Source organism: Moritella sp. (assembly GCF_013215705.1).
Lineage (GTDB): Bacteria > Pseudomonadota > Gammaproteobacteria > Enterobacterales > Moritellaceae > Moritella.
Genome location: NZ_JABSQR010000029.1, coordinates 59,434 through 74,811 on the forward strand (window position 1 = coordinate 59,434; position 15,378 = coordinate 74,811).

The window sequence follows — 15,378 nt, forward strand, 5'->3', positions numbered from 1 at the left end:
TAAATAATATTCGGACTTTGATTATGTAATCATCAATGGTGAATACACCAGTGGTCATAAAGGTGCTACCTTTACCTATCTAGGTAGACAGTGGTGAACAATCAACCAAATTAGAGTTTTCATTTTAAACTTGTATCAACAATGTTACATTAATGTATCTAAAGTCTAATGTGCTGCGGGCATATCATCTAAATTAAAGGAATAAACCATGACAGGTCAAACAGTAAGAAGAGTTGCAATTATCGGCGGTAACCGTATCCCGTTTGCACGCTCAAATACAGCATATTCGAAACTAAGTAATCAAGACATGTTAACGGAAAGTATCCGTGGTTTAGTAGTAAAATATAACCTACGCGGTGAACAGCTTGGTGAAGTTGTCGCGGGTGCAGTTATTAAACACTCTCGTGATTTTAACTTGACACGTGAAGCAGTATTAAGTGCCGGTCTCGCACCTGAAACGCCTTGTTATGATATTCAGCAAGCTTGTGGTACAGGTTTAGCTGCTGCAATTCAAGTAGCCAACAAGATTGCACTTGGTCAAATCGAAGCCGGCATTGCTGGTGGTTCTGATACCACGTCTGACGCCCCGATTGCAGTAAGTGAAGGTATGCGCAGTGTTTTACTTGAGTTGAACCGTGCTAAAACGGGTAAACAACGCTTGAGTGCGCTTTCTCGTCTACGTCTTAAACATTTTGTACCATTAACGCCTGCGAATAAAGAACCGCGTACTAAAATGGCGATGGGCGATCATTGTCAAGTGACCGCGAAAGAGTGGAATATCTCACGTGAAGCACAAGATGAATTAGCATGTGCAAGTCATCAAAAATTAGCGGCGGCATACGAAGAAGGTTTCTTCGATACGTTAGTTTCGCCGATGGCGGGTCTAACGAAAGATAACGTATTACGTGCAGATACAACAGTTGAAAAACTGGCTAAATTGAAACCTTGTTTTGATAAAGTAAACGGCACGATGACGGCGGGTAACAGTACCAATCTAACAGATGGCGCATCCGCTGTCTTACTTGCAAGTGAAGAGTGGGCTGCTGAACGCAACTTACCCGTTCAAGCTTATTTAACATTTGGCGAAACCGCGGCTGTCGATTTTGTTGATAAAAAAGAAGGTTTGTTAATGGCACCCGCATACGCAGTGCCAAAAATGCTTAAGCGTGCAGGTCTAACATTACAAGATTTCGATTTCTATGAAATTCATGAAGCATTTGCGGCTCAAGTATTAGCCACATTAGCGGCTTGGGAAGATGAAAAATTCTGTAAAGAGAAGTTAGGCCTTGATGCACCGCTTGGTTCAATTGACATGACTAAGTTGAACGTGAAAGGCAGTAGTTTAGCTACAGGTCACCCATTTGCGGCGACTGGTGGTCGTGTCATTGCAACGTTAGCACAACTACTTGATCAGAAAGGTTCAGGTCGTGGTTTAATCTCGATTTGTGCGGCTGGTGGTCAAGGCATCACGGCTATTTTAGAAAAGTAATAAATATTGTAATCCAGCCCTTATTAAGGGCTGGAACTTAGGATGTTACAAAGGATCAATAAGGTTTATCGCATTAACACGTTCACTTATGTCTGGATGCGAACGTAACCAAGTTGGAGAGGTTAAGGGTTCACTTTCTAGTTGCATCAATACCTGCTTTAGTGGTTGCACAGAACCATATTCGGACATTAAAACTTCTGCTGCGAATCTATCTGCTTCAAGTTCAGCCTGCTGAGAATACTCTAATGATAGCAATAATGTACTGGCACTAGCCAAAGTATCGCCTATACCGCTCGCATCCCCCACAATATAATTTACCAGTACAGATAATATCGATACTTCAACGAGTTGCTTTAAAAGATGATGATGATACTGATGTCCTATCTCATGTAATAGTACAGCTCTTAACGCTCGGTCATCTTGTACAAGCGCGACGAGTTTATCCGTTAGGATTATAGTGCCATCTGTTAAAGTAAACGCATTGGCCGTATCTGCTAAAGATCGAAATAATAACTTGGGTTCACCGCTATAACCTATAGCTGTTGAATTGATATTATTTAATAAGTTCGTAAGTTCAGTTTGTCTTTTGGCTGATAGCTTGGATACCGTGAAGTAGTGCTCGTCTAAATACTCTAGACTATAGTCGGCTAGGTGTTTTTCGACTACAGGGGGGATAGACAGTGCGATCATACCACTGATAGCAGGGATCCCTGAGTTAATTACATACCAAGCCGATAAACAACTTAGTAATATACTAGCAGTAATAGCAATGCTATTTTTTTCCAGCTTATGCAACCAGGACTGTTTATTCTGTTGACCTAGCCAGATGTCAATTTTCGCATTATCATCGGCAGTAAATGTCCAACCGTTAACGAATGTAAGACTACGAGGAATAGTGCCTAAAGCACGAGAAATAGTTATGTTACCTATATCTGTTTTTAACTCCGAATCTGCAGTTGTTACAATGTTATCATCAACACTGCTGAGCACACACTCAATACCGCCATCGGGATTAAGTATTAGCTTAGCGGTGATCGTAATGGCTGATGCGGGTGCAACAGCCTTACCTTGTATTATCATATAACGCCAATGCCTAGATCGAACGCTTGGGATAATTCATCTGCAATAGCACCTGATTCATTTGTAATTTGGTCTGTTGCATTAGTGAGAGAAAGGTCACCGTCAACCTGAGTCACGGATGCGATATAATGTGCATGTCGAATCATTGTAAATGGTCGAGCTAAACCAAGGGTACATACGATTAGCAGTAGGTTTGTTAATAGTAAGGTGAGGTAGGGTATTACAGTCATTGTTGAAATAGGTTGTACTTGATTATCAAGTTTAGTTGCAGATAAAATATATTTACGAATCCGAACTGTGAAATATACCTGTGAAAGCATCATACCCAATATCATCGCTAGGTAAGCAAAGACGAATGTAGCACTGATGCCTGACTCTTTGCTTAAATTAGATATGCTATCCATACTCACATTAAGCAGAACTAATACTACTGCAATTGCGACGAAAATAAGTGTCGTAAGGATGATGGATTTCGAAGATATTTTGAAAATCTCTGCTGTTTTCAAGTTTGTAGTGAAAGGTAGATTACCATAACCAGTATTGTCGATGATATATTGATTCATTGCTGTCATCACCCAAGCTAATAAGAAAGGTGAAGCGATAAAAAACATTGCAAGTAAAAATATCACCCCCAGTGTTTTTGAGAGTGGCATAATATAGATCAAAGTGACAGCAAAGGTTACTCCTATCGCAATATACGCCGCAAGAGGTTTTAGTAGCATAACTATATAAGCACTTTTGTAAGAACCTGTAAAATTAAAACGTACATTTCTAAATTGTGTCATCTTCATATCAAAACGAAGATTGCGAACCACTAAAACTGGATAAATAAGAAAGAAGGCGAGCATGACAACAATAGCTATTTTGGGGGAGAATGCATTTAAAGCTGCCCATATACTAACTGCAATAACGGCAATGATTCGACCAATCAAGATCTGTTTAGGTTGTGCGAGGTAATCAAATCGACTGCCGCTAAGCTCAGTATTACCATAGAAGTATTTGTTGGTACGAACTTTAGCCCATGCTGAGTAGATCCCTAGCGTTATAATACTTAATAGAATATTTACGATCCAAATACCAAAATATTCCTTTCCTTTTCCATGAAACTTAAACTGGTGCATATTTATTCCTTTGCAATGATAAAAATGAGAATTATTATCATTATAGTAACATGCTACGTGTGTACTCAAAAGGGGCTATGTAATATGAAGAGAAAAACTGAGGAACCAATCACGATATTGTTGTAGCTGTTTGTAAAGCATACAAAAAACAGCACCGAAGTGCTGTTTAAATAATTGAATGATAAGATTAATTAATCTTAGTATGCTTCGTTATGTACACCCGCAGCACGACCAGACGGATCTGCATTGTTTTGGAAACTTTCATCCCATGCTAATGCTTCTACCGTTGAACAGGCTACAGACTTACCAAATGGTACACATTTAGCCGCCGAGTCACCCGGGAAGTGACCTTCAAAGATGGCTCGATAGTAATAACCTTCTTTAGTATCTGGCGTATTAATTGGGAACTTATATGCTGCGCTTGCTAGCATTTGATCTGTTACCGCTTCTGCCACGTGTACTTTAAGTTGGTCAATCCAAGAGTAACCTACGCCATCAGAGAATTGTTCTTTTTGACGCCATACAATCTCTTCAGGTAATAAATCTTCAAATGCTTCACGGATGATGTTTTTCTCAATACGGTCGCCCGTGATCATTTTCAATTCAGGGTTTAAACGCATTGCAGTATCTATAAATTCTTTATCTAAGAAAGGTACACGTGCTTCGATCCCCCAAGCTGCCATTGATTTATTCGCGCGTAAGCAATCGAACATATGCAGTTTAGATACTTTACGTACAGTTTCTTCATGGAACTCTTTTGCATTTGGCGCTTTGTGGAAATACAAATAACCACCAAACAACTCATCAGCACCTTCACCAGAAAGTACCATCTTAATGCCCATGGCTTTAATCTTACGCGCCATTAAATACATCGGCGTTGACGCACGAATAGTCGTTACATCATATGTTTCAATGTGGTAAATCACATCGCGTAATGCATCGATACCTTCTTGGACGGTAAATTCAATCGAGTGATGAATAGTGCCTAAGTGATCTGCTACTTTCTGCGCCGCCGCTAAATCTGGCGAACCGTTAAGACCCACAGAGAAAGAGTGTAGTTGTGGCCACCATGCTTCTGTTTTACCCCCGTCTTCGATACGACGTTTTGCATACAGTTGAGTAACCGCTGAAATGACAGATGAATCTAAGCCACCAGATAATAATACACCGTAAGGAACATCACACATTAGTTGACGTTTAATCGCTTCTTCCAAGCCTTGCTTCACAACTTCTTTATCACCGCCGTTTTGTGCCACAGCATCAAAGTCGGTCCAATCACGTTGGTAATACGGTGTTACCTTACCGTCTTTACTCCACAGGTAATGACCTGCAGGGAATTCTTCAATTTGAGTACAAACAGGCACTAATGCTTTCATTTCTGATGCAACGTAGAAGTTACCATGTTCATCATAACCAGTATAAAGCGGGATAATACCAATATGATCACGACCAATCAGGTAAGCATCTTCTTCTTCGTCATATAAAACGAAAGCGAAAATACCATTAAGATCGTCTAAGAACTGTGTGCCTTTTTCTTTATATAGCGCAAGAATAATTTCACAATCTGATTCTGTTTGAAATTCGAAGTCAACATTCAAGTTTTTTTGTAAATCTTTATGATTATATATTTCACCATTTACGGCGAGAACATTGGTTTTTTCTTCATTATATAAAGGTTGTGCACCATTATTAACATCAACAATTGCAAGGCGTTCATGAACTAGAATTGCATTATCGTTAGTATAGATACCTGACCAATCTGGGCCACGATGACGCAATAATTTTGATAGCTTTAGGGCTTGTTCACGAAGAGGTTTAATGTCTGACTTGATGTCTAGAATTCCGAATATTGAGCACATAGCTAATTCCTTCTGATGCTGCGTTTGCAGCTAACTTTCTAAATAGTGTGTCTAATTTGCCATATTCTGATTTAATTGCAATTAAAAATGACATAACTTTTATAAAAGTTACAATTCAATGAGGAATCATCAAAAAAGCACATGGAAAATCAACGTTTCGACAATTGGATGTGGTAAATGGGTCGATATACATCCTAACTAGACGTAAGTACGATTGAATCCATTCAACTCAATGTACTACTAAGTAAATAACTTTAGATACCATAATAATCCACATAAGTTAAATTTATCATGATAATTATCCATATTGATTAATAATTTATTAAAAGAGTTCAAATAATCGAGTAAACATAAAAAATAGTTGGATTTGAAGACAGAACTGCATAAACTAATTGACTTGTTGTCTTGTAATATTTTGTAATTTAAACAGGTTTGATAAAATTGTATGTCTGATAAATATAAACCGTACGACCTTATTTTTAAAAAAACGTTTTTACTACCCAAGTTTTGGCCAGTGTGGTTCGGCGTCGTTGTCTTATACTTATTAGCTTTTATGCCAGTGAAACCGCGTGATAAATTCGCTCGTTTCATTGCGACTAAATTATTCAATTTAAAATTAATGGCTAAGCGTAAGAAAATTGCAAAAATAAACTTATCTATGTGTTTTCCTGAAATGGATGATGTTGAACAAGATCGTATTATCATGATGAACCTGGTTACATTTTGCCAAACGATTTTAAGCTATGCAGAACCAAGTGCACGTAGCCTTGCTTATAATCGCAATCGAATGGTGGTGCATGGTGGTGAGCACCTCTTTCCGTTGTTAGAGCAAGGTAAACCGTGTATTTTATTAGTGCCACATACTTTTGCAATTGATTTTTCAGGTTTGCATATCGTGTCTTATGGCGCCCCTTTTTGTTCCATGTTTAATAATTCTGAAAACGAATTATTTGATTGGTTAATGACACGCCAACGTACTAAATTCGGTGGTAGCCTTTACCATCGAAAAGCGGGCTTAGCAGCACTTGTCCATGGCTTAAATAATGGTGAAAGTTGTTACTATTTACCCGATGAAGATCATGGTCCTAAACGTAGTGTGTTTGCCCCATTGTTTGCGACTCAGAAAGCCACGCTACCTGTGTTGGGTAAATTAGCGCAAAAAACAAATGCGACAGTGGTGCCTATGTATGCCGCGTATAATGAAAAATTAGGTAAATTTGAAACCTTTATTAGACCGGCAATGCAAAATTTCCCATCAGAAAGCCCGGAGCAAGATGCGGTCATGATGAATAAAGAGATTGAAGCTTTGATTGAATGTGGTGTGGATCAATACATGTGGACGTTAAGATTATTAAGAACACGCCCGGATGGTAAAAAAATCTATTAACAAGTCTGTTGTTTAAGCACTATATCGCTCACCTAGATATAGTGCTTATTTCCTCAAAGCCCGTTTTTATGCGCTTCAAAAAATCATCTGTAATTAGATTAAATGACGATTTAGCCTTTACTTGCTGTGTTTTTAGTCTAAAAAGCTAAACAAACTTGATCTAGGTATCTATTCTGTCTTTCTTTACATACATGTCTCTATGTTTTTACACTTATACTTGTTACAATTGGTTTCATATGAAAGCTATATCGTTTCAATAAAAGCTATGTCGTTTCAATAAATTATTCGTTTAAATAAAAAATACTGATTTATAGTCGTATTCAAAACTAATAAAGTAACTTTCTCATCTAGGCTATAAATATAAAATCAAGTTTTAAAAATATAAAATATCCCATACGGAGCTATAAGAATGAAAAAGACTAAAATTGTTTGTACAATTGGTCCAAAAACTGAATCAGTAGAGAAACTAACAGAGCTTGTTAATGCAGGCATGAACGTGATGCGTTTAAACTTCTCTCACGGTAACTTTGCTGAGCACTCAGTACGAATTCAAAATATCCGTGTAGTAAGTGAAAATCTAAATAAAAAAATTGCAGTGCTATTGGACACTAAAGGTCCAGAAATTCGTACAATTAAGTTAGAAAATGGTGAAGACGTTACATTAACAGTCGGCCAAGACTTTACCTTTACGACAGACATTACTGTCATTGGTAATAAAAATTGTGTTGCAGTAACTTATCCTGGTTTTGCTAAAGATCTTCATCCTGGCTCTATCATCCTTATTGATGATGGCCTGATCGAAATGAAAGTAGTTGCAACGACTGAAACTGAAGTGAAATGTACAGTACTTAATACTGGTGAATTGGGTGAAAACAAAGGTGTTAACTTACCTAATATCAGTGTTGGTCTTCCTGCACTATCTGAAAAAGATAAAGCAGACCTTGCATTTGGTTGTGAACAAGAAGTTGACTTTGTGGCTGCATCATTCATCCGTAAGGCTGACGATGTAAGAGAAATTCGCGAAATCCTATTTAATAATGGTGGCGAAAACATTCAGATCATCTCGAAAATTGAAAACCAAGAAGGTGTTGATAATTTCGATGAGATCCTTGCCGAATCAGACGGTATCATGGTTGCTCGTGGTGATCTTGGTGTTGAGATCCCTGTTGAAGAAGTGATCATGGCACAGAAGATGATGATCAAAAAATGTAATAAAGCAGGTAAAGTTGTCATTACAGCAACACAGATGCTTGATTCAATGATCAACAACCCGCGCCCAACACGTGCAGAAGCAGGTGATGTTGCTAATGCGGTACTTGATGGTACTGATGCGGTAATGCTTTCTGGTGAAACGGCGAAAGGTAAATATCCGGTTGAAGCTGTATCTATTATGGCTAGCATCTGTGAACGTACTGATAACTCAATGTCTTCTGAATTGGGTGCAAATATTGTTGCAAAAAGTATGCGTATTACAGAAGCTGTGTGTAAAGGTGCAGTAGAAACAACTGAAAAGTTATGCGCGCCACTGATTGTTGTTGCTACTCGCGGCGGTAAATCTGCGAAGTCGGTACGTAAATACTTTCCGAAAGCAAATATCTTAGCTATTACGACTAACGAAAAAACAGCGCAACAATTATGCCTAACTAAAGGTGTCAGTACTTGTATCGTTGAGAAAATTGATAGTACGGATGAGTTTTACCGTAAAGGTAAAGAACTTGCGCTATCAACTGGCTTAGCGAAAGAAGGTGATATTGTTGTTATGGTTTCAGGTGCGCTTGTACCATCAGGCACAACAAACACGGCATCAGTTCACCAACTTTAAGTTGTTAAATTGACATTGTAATAAAAAAGAGAGCGCTTGCTCTCTTTTTTTATACCTATATTTAAGATAAAGTTAATATTCAGTGAGTAAACTTAATTGGGATTAATCAAAGATATGGGTAGTGCTAAACATAAAATTGGCTTAGTTCTTTCTGGTGGCGGGGCAAAAGGCATTGCTCACCTTGGGGTATTAAAGTATCTGTTAGAGCAGGGGGTAAGACCAAATTTAATTGCTGGCACGAGTGCGGGCTCTATGGTAGGTGCACTTTATTGTTCTGGATTAGAGATCGACGACATATTGCAGTTTTTTATTGATGTTAAGCCATTCTCTTGGAAATTTACTCGAGCCTCGGCCGGTTTTATTGATCCCGCTAAATTATACCCTGAATTTTTAAAGTATATTCCGGAAGACAGCTTTACACATCTTAAGCCTGAATTACGTATCGTTGCTACTAATATGCTTCTTGGAAAAGAACATATTTTTAAAGATGGCTCCGTCATTAACGCCTTGTTGGCATCGGCAAGTTATCCTTTAGTATTCTCACCTATGATCATTGATGAACAAGTCTATTCTGACGGTAGTATCGTTAATCATTTTCCGGTGAGTGTTATAGAAGACGATTGTGATAAAATAATCGGCGTGTATGTGTCGCCAATACGTCAAGTTGAACCTGAGGAATTGTCGAGTATCAAAGACGTTGTATTACGCGCATTTACGTTGCAGGGAAGTGGTGCTGAATTAGAGAAATTATCTCAATGTGATGTCCAAATTTATCCCGAAGCATTAGTCAATTACAATACATTTACAACAGACGAAAAATCATTACGAGAAATCTTTCAGATTGGCTACGAAGCAGCAAAAGAGCAATGTGATAGTATTATTGAATTAAAGGAAAGTTTAGCCAACAGTAACTCGAAAAAGAATCCCTTTACAAGGTGGTTCGGTCATTAATATTGTTAGTAACTCTTGTGTTATACTCATCAACAATTAATCTTAAATAATTTATCACGGTAAACATGACTCAAATAAATAACCCACTTCACGGGATGACACTCGAACAAGTAATTAACAGCCTTGTTGATAAATATGGTTGGGATGGTCTTGGCTACTACGTTAATATTCGTTGTTTTACTCATGATCCAAGTGTTAAATCCAGCCTTAAATTTTTGCGTAAAACACCTTGGGCACGTGAAAAAGTGGAAGCGTTATATGTCAAAATGGTAACTGAAGACTAGATTTCGGTTGCTGTTAATCGGTTTTTGTTCATTATTGAGATAAGCAATTGCCGGTTAATTTTAAAGAAGGTGTCAATACCTGACACCTTGTTCAATACTGCACTTTTATTTCTCCAATTTATTTATATGCTATATATTTTTAAATACATGACCAAATAGGTTAATTCCAGTAATGACGAAAATATACCATCACCCTGTACAAATTTATTATGAAGACACGGATCATTCTGGCGTTGTTTACCACCCTAACTTTTTAAAATATTTTGAACGCGCTCGTGAGCATGTGATAAATAGTGATTTATTAGCGACATTATGGAATGAACGTGGCTTAGGTTTTGCGGTTTATAAAGCGAATTTAACGTTTCAGGATGGGGTGGAGTTTGCTGAAGTTTGTGACATTCGTACTTCTTTTGTACTCGACGGCAAATATAAAACTATTTGGCGTCAGGAAGTGTGGCGTCCTAATGCAAGCAGGGCTGCTGTTATCGGTGACATTGAAATGGTGTGCTTAGATAAAGAAAAACGTTTACAGCCGATACCTGACGATGTGTTAACCGCAATGGTAAATGGATAATATCTGACTTCCCGTCACGATTAGACCATCGCTATTAGCGACGTTTATCGCATGTACTTGTTAGTTTTATCAGGATTAAATACGGTTATAAGTACATTTAAATACTGAGTATTTAGTCTATAAATCATGAATTCTGATTGAATTCTGATTGAATTCTGACGTCGCGACGGTGGTTATGTAATTTAGTGTAAGCTTCTGCTCATTTATTACGTTGTTTAAGCTAACAAATACGTGTTAAAAATGAGATGTCACGCAGATTTAAGATTAATTATTTGTCCCTAGGTTGTTTTTGCGAAGCACGTTTCTAGCTGAAACGTCATGTTTATGACTGATTATGCAGTTAAAACGGCGTTTAAATGCATAAATATGCTGTTTTTTATAATTCTGAATCAGCTATTTCCAGTTATCTTCTGATCTGATGAGTCCGGCGCAAGACAAATTTAGTGTATTTGAGTTGGTTTTTAATCCTGTGTATATTATTGCAGATGTAAATAATAGATATGCTGGCGTTGGACGGTAAAGTTCAATGCTGACTATTGGGATAAAATTTAAAATAATTAACTCTACCGAATTTATTTTATGTGAAATGAAATGACGGTAGATTTTTTTCGCACTTTAAGAGTACACTTGTACGCTCAAGCGATTAGCTTAGTGTTCAAATGAACGTTTAATGAGCATTGTTTTTAGTGCAGGAAGATCCTTACAGGAGCAATAACACAATGGCTAAAAAGAACACCACATCGGTTAAGCACGGCAAGGATGTGTTAAGTAACGATGATCAACGATTAAATTCACGTTTGCAAGAATGTCCAATCGCAATTATCGGTATGGCATCAGTTTTTGCTGACGCGAAAAATCTGGACCAATTCTGGGATAATATAGTCGACTCTGTGGATGCTATTATCGATATACCTAGCGACCGCTGGAATATTGACGACCATTACTCGGCAGATAAAAAAGCCGCAGACAAGACATACTGCAAACGCGGTGGTTTCATTCCTGAACTAGATTTTGATCCGATGGAGTTTGGCCTGCCGCCAAATATCCTAGAGCTCACTGATATCGCTCAACTGCTGTCATTAATCGTGGCACGCGATGTATTAAGTGATGCGGGTATTGGCAGTGATTATGACCATGATAAAATTGGTATCACGCTAGGTGTTGGTGGTGGTCAGAAACAAATTTCACCGTTAACTGCTCGCCTGCAAGGCCCAGTGTTAGAAAAAGTATTAAAAGCCTCAGGCATCGATGAAGATGATCGCGAAATGATCATCGAAAAATTCAAAAAAGCCTACATAGGTTGGGAAGAGAATTCATTCCCTGGTATGTTAGGTAACGTTATTGCCGGTCGAATTGCCAATCGCTTCGACTTTGGCGGTACTAACTGTGTGGTTGATGCGGCGTGTGCTGGCTCCCTAGCAGCAATTAAGATGGCGATTTCAGACTTACTGGATTACCGTTCAGAAGTGATGATCTCGGGTGGTGTATGTTGTGATAACTCACCATTCATGTATATGTCATTCTCAAAAACCCCAGCCTTTACCACCAATGATGATATCCGTCCGTTTGATGACGATTCAAAAGGGATGCTGGTGGGTGAAGGTATTGGTATGCTGGCGTTTAAACGCCTTGAAGATGCTGAACGCGATGGCGATAGAATCTATTCTGTCCTTAAAGGTATCGGCACGTCTTCTGATGGTCGTTTCAAATCTATTTATGCACCGCGTCCAGATGGTCAAGCTAAAGCGCTTAAACGTGCTTATGAAGATGCTGGTTTTGCACCGGAAACATGTGGCTTAATTGAAGGTCACGGTACGGGTACGAAAGCTGGTGATGCAGCCGAATTTAGTGGTTTAACCAAACACTTTGGTGCCGCGAGTGATAAGAAACAGCATATTGCGTTAGGCTCGGTTAAATCGCAAATTGGTCATACCAAAGCTGCGGCAGGTTCTGCGGGCATGATCAAAGCAGCATTAGCACTGCATCATAAAATTTTACCCGCGACTATACATATCGATAAACCAAGTGAAGCCTTGGATATCAAAAATAGCCCGATGTATTTAAACAGTGAAACGCGTCCTTGGATGCCACGTGAAGATGGTATTCCACGCCGTGCGGGTATTAGCTCATTCGGTTTTGGTGGTACTAATTTCCACATTGTATTAGAAGAGTATCGCCCGAGCCATGATAGCGCTTATCGCTTAAACTCAGTCTCGCAAACCGTCCTTATCTCTGCGACTAACCAACCGGGTATTATTGCAGAATTAAATAACTGGCGTACTAAGCTAGCAGTAGAGTCTGATCTGCAGACGTTTGCGTTTAACGATTTAGTGACTAGCTGGCCATTAAAAACGCCATCAGCAGACCAAGCGCGTTTAGGTTTTGTTGCACGTAATGCCAACGAAGCCATTGTGATGATTGATGCGGCGTTGAAACAATTCAACGTGAATGCAGATAAAGCTACATGGTCAGTACCAACGGGCATTTATTATCGCCAAGCGGGTATTGATGCCAATGGTAAAGTTGTCGCGTTATTCTCCGGACAGGGTTCGCAATATGTGAACATGGGCCGTGAGTTAACGTGTAACTTCCCAAGCATGATGGATAGTGCGACGGCGATGGATAAAGAATTCAGTATTGCTGGTTTAGGTCAGTTGTCTGCGATCACTTATCCGATCCCTGTATATACAGATGCGGATCGTAAGTTACAAGAAGAGCAATTGCGTTTAACTCAACATGCACAACCCGCGATTGGTTACTTGAGTGTTGGTCTGTTTAAAACTTTCCAACAAGCCGGTTTCAAAGCTGACTTTACTGCCGGTCACAGTTTTGGTGAATTAACGGCATTATGGGCAGCTGACGTATTAAGCGACAGTGATTACATGATGTTGGCGCGTAGCCGTGGTCAAGCAATGGCGGCGCCAGAGCAACAAGATTTTGATGCCGGTAAAATGGCGGCTGTCGTGGGCGACCCACAGCAAGTTGCGGTGATCATCGATTCGATTGATGATGTTTCTATTGCTAACTACAACTCTAATAACCAAGTGGTTATTGCTGGGACGAGCGAACAAGTTACTGTTGCTATTACAGCGCTGGGTAAGGCTGGTTTCAAAGTTGTACCTTTACCTGTATCCGCTGCGTTCCATACCCCATTAGTGGGGCATGCTCAAAAGCCATTTGCCAAAGCGATTGATAGCGCTAAGTTTAAAGCACCTACAATCCCAGTCTTTGCAAACGGTACCGGTTTAGTCCATTCAAATAAACCGACCGAAATTAAGAAAAGCCTGAAAAAGCATATATTGGAATCTGTCCATTTCAATCAAGAAATTGACAATATCTATGCAGATGGTGGCCGCATCTTTATCGAATTTGGTCCGAAGAATGTGTTAACTAAATTGGTTGAAAATATTCTTAATGACAAATCTGATGTTGTTGCAATCGCTGTAAATGCGAATCCAAAACAACCTGCTGATGTGCAAATGCGTCAAGCTGCGTTGCAGATGGCCGTGCTTGGTGTCACGTTAGAAAATATTGACCCGTTTGATGCGGTTAAGCGTCCATTAACTGCGCCAAAAGCGTCACCTATGGTGATGAAATTGTCTGCTGCGTCGTATGTGAGTCCGAAAACTAAAAAAGCATTTGAAGATGCGTTAACCGATGGTTGGACGGTGAAACAAGCGAAAGCTGCACCTGTTGCTGTGCCACAGCCTCAAGTGATTGAAAAGATCGTTGAAGTTGAGAAGATAGTAGAAAGAATCGTTGAAGTAGAGAAGATAGTCTACGTTAATGCTGATGGTTCACTTGCATCGAAAAATAATAGCAATGTCGTTAATAATGTCATTAACAGCGCTGTTGTTAACAATGTCACTAGCAACAGTGATGCCGACCTTGTTGCCTCTATCGAACGCAGTGTTAGTCAGTTTGTTCAGCACCAGCAGCAATTATTAAGCGTGCATGAGCAGTTTATGCAGGGCCCACAAGACTATGCTAAAACTGTTCAAGCGGTACTTGCAGCGCAAACAAACAATGAATTACCAGAAAGTTTAGATCGTACTTTGTCTATGTATAACGAGTTCCAATCTGAAACTCTGCGTGTGCATGCAATTTATCTGAACAATCAGACTAGTAACATGAATACCATGCTCACGGGTGCTGAAGCTAACGTCATTGCACCGGCATTGAATACGCCACAACAGCCAGTATCGCCAACAACTCCGGTAGTTAATGATAACGTGGCAAGTCCTGTTGTAGTAAATACCGTGACTAATGTTGTATCTAATGTTGCAAATAGTGCGGCCGTTGCAGTACAAACTGTGGCATTAGCGCCTACACCTGTGAGTTCTCCAGCGGTGGTTGCAACATCTGCACCTGCATTGGTTGCTGTCGTGGCTGAACAACAACTTAGCCCTGCAACTGTGACTGAATCAGTTGTTGTACCTGCGGTTGCCGGCATTGATTTAGCCCACATCCAAAATGTAATGCTGGAAGTGGTTGCTGATAAAACCGGTTATCCGACAGACATGCTTGAACTGAGCATGGATATGGAAGCTGACTTAGGTATTGATTCAATCAAACGGGTTGAAATCTTAGGTGCAGTACAGGAGATCATTACTGATTTACCTGAGCTAAACCCAGAAGACCTAGCTGAATTACGCACCTTAGGTGAAATCGTTAGTTACATGCAGAGCAAGGCGCCTGTAGCAGCAAGTTCAGCACCTGGTATCGATTTAAACCACATCCAAACAGTAATGATGGAAGTGGTGGCCGATAAGACTGGTTATCCAACAGACATGCTTGAACTGAGCATGGAC

At 39.5% G+C, this 15,378-nt stretch carries 10 protein-coding genes; 7 read left to right on the top strand and 3 right to left on the bottom strand.

The annotated features are described in order from the left end of the window. The first annotated feature begins 208 nt into the window (after positions 1 to 208). Positions 209 to 1,489 carry an acetyl-CoA C-acetyltransferase gene (locus HRT96_RS17530; protein WP_293159297.1) on the top strand — a complete coding sequence of 427 codons (1,281 nt, stop codon included), beginning with the start codon at positions 209 to 211 and terminating at the stop codon, positions 1,487 to 1,489. A gap of 45 nt (positions 1,490 to 1,534) precedes the next feature. Here HRT96_RS17530 and HRT96_RS17535 read toward each other — a convergent pair whose 3' ends face one another. The 3 genes from HRT96_RS17535 to asnB form a co-directional block, all read right to left on the bottom strand. Further along, positions 1,535 to 2,569, bottom strand: a complete 1,035-nt coding sequence (locus tag HRT96_RS17535; RefSeq protein ID WP_293159299.1) for a M48 family metallopeptidase — start codon at positions 2,567 to 2,569, stop codon at positions 1,535 to 1,537. Continuing rightward, positions 2,566 to 3,690 carry a YjgN family protein gene (locus HRT96_RS17540; protein ID WP_293159301.1) on the bottom strand — a complete coding sequence of 375 codons (1,125 nt, stop codon included), beginning with the start codon at positions 3,688 to 3,690 and terminating at the stop codon, positions 2,566 to 2,568. The genes HRT96_RS17535 and HRT96_RS17540 overlap by 4 nt, the downstream gene beginning before the upstream one ends. Positions 3,691 to 3,887: 197 nt before the next feature. Further along, entirely contained in the window at positions 3,888 to 5,549 is a 1,662-nt protein-coding gene (gene asnB, locus HRT96_RS17545; RefSeq protein WP_293159303.1) for an asparagine synthase B, read from the bottom strand. 445 nt (positions 5,550 to 5,994) lie between these two features. Here asnB and lpxM point away from each other — a divergent pair, with 445 nt between their 5' ends. The 6 genes from lpxM to HRT96_RS17575 form a co-directional block, all read left to right on the top strand. Further along, positions 5,995 to 6,936 (top strand): lauroyl-Kdo(2)-lipid IV(A) myristoyltransferase, encoded by a 942-nt coding sequence (gene lpxM / locus HRT96_RS17550; RefSeq protein WP_293159305.1) that lies wholly within the window; start codon positions 5,995 to 5,997, stop codon positions 6,934 to 6,936. 409 nt (positions 6,937 to 7,345) lie between these two features. Continuing rightward, the gene (gene pykF / locus HRT96_RS17555) at positions 7,346 to 8,758 is read left to right on the top strand and encodes a pyruvate kinase PykF (RefSeq protein WP_293159307.1); all 1,413 of its coding nucleotides are present in this window, start codon (positions 7,346 to 7,348) and stop codon (positions 8,756 to 8,758) included. 96 nt (positions 8,759 to 8,854) lie between these two features. Beyond that, positions 8,855 to 9,709: a patatin-like phospholipase family protein gene (locus tag HRT96_RS17560; protein WP_293159309.1), complete on the top strand. Its 855-nt coding sequence runs from the start codon at positions 8,855 to 8,857 to the stop codon at positions 9,707 to 9,709. Between the two features lie 65 nt (positions 9,710 to 9,774). Beyond that, positions 9,775 to 9,993 carry a VF530 family protein gene (locus HRT96_RS17565; protein ID WP_293159311.1) on the top strand — a complete coding sequence of 73 codons (219 nt, stop codon included), beginning with the start codon at positions 9,775 to 9,777 and terminating at the stop codon, positions 9,991 to 9,993. Positions 9,994 to 10,165: 172 nt separating this feature from the next. Then, a complete protein-coding gene (locus HRT96_RS17570) occupies positions 10,166 to 10,567 on the top strand; it encodes a thioesterase family protein (RefSeq protein WP_006031921.1) in 402 nt (133 codons plus the stop codon). 719 nt (positions 10,568 to 11,286) lie between these two features. Then, the coding region (locus tag HRT96_RS17575) for a beta-ketoacyl synthase N-terminal-like domain-containing protein (RefSeq protein WP_293159313.1) at positions 11,287 to 15,378 on the top strand (4,092 nt) is incomplete at its 3' end.